This is a genomic window from Bartonella sp. PS17NMGDW (genome assembly GCF_042193555.1).
In the GTDB taxonomy this organism is placed as follows: domain Bacteria; phylum Pseudomonadota; class Alphaproteobacteria; order Rhizobiales; family Rhizobiaceae; genus Bartonella; species Bartonella grahamii.
Genome location: NZ_JBHILY010000087.1, coordinates 1 through 687, shown reverse-complemented (window position 1 = coordinate 687; position 687 = coordinate 1). Strand labels below are relative to the sequence as shown.

Sequence of the window (687 nt, the reverse complement as noted above, 5' to 3'; positions counted from 1 at the left end):
GTTTCGCGTAACTTTTCCAGAGCAATCTTTTCTTTTGCTAGCGCAACTTGCATTCGCTCCAGTTTTATCTTGTATTCGTTGGCTCCATCTGTGGAGGCTTGTTTGATCTTTGTCCGCACCTTTCCATCAGGCGCTAAAAATGGGATAGGGCGCTTTGTTGGATTCTCATTCCAGATAGCTGTTGCAAGGGCTTCATTGACAGAACCATCTTCAAAAAGAGCCGCATCAAATTTACCTGTCTTTATCCGAGAAACCACCGCATTATGTGAAACACCCATCTTCTTCGCAAACGCACGAACCGATAGACCCTTACGCGTTTTCTTATTCATAGTTGCTCCTTGCCTTGATTTTTTTCTCATCTTGAGGAATGGGGCTTTCGGCGTACCAAGAAAGAAAGCTTTACATCACGAACTGAAAAACGGGCTTCAATGCGATAAGGAGACATTTTACATATTGTACAGTGTACACACTAAAATCATTATTTATCAATGAGTTAAGTGTACAATGTACAGTCAATTTGAAAATTCTGTCGCTAGCGATAGTTCGCGCTCGTCCGCCCCGCAACAGACCCAACCCGCTGGGAAGTACCTTTTGTATTGATTTTATTGACTTTTTTCTGGGAAAAACCAAAGCGCAAGTGATAATCTGCTTTAAAAATTACAATTAAAGTGAGTAGTGTGTTGACAT

1 pseudogene is annotated in these 687 nt (G+C 41.5%); it reads right to left on the bottom strand.

The features are described 5' to 3' along the window. Nucleotides 1-329, bottom strand: a pseudogene (locus ACFIJK_RS09425) (hypothetical protein); the annotation flags it as partial. Nucleotides 330-687 lie beyond the last annotated feature (358 nt).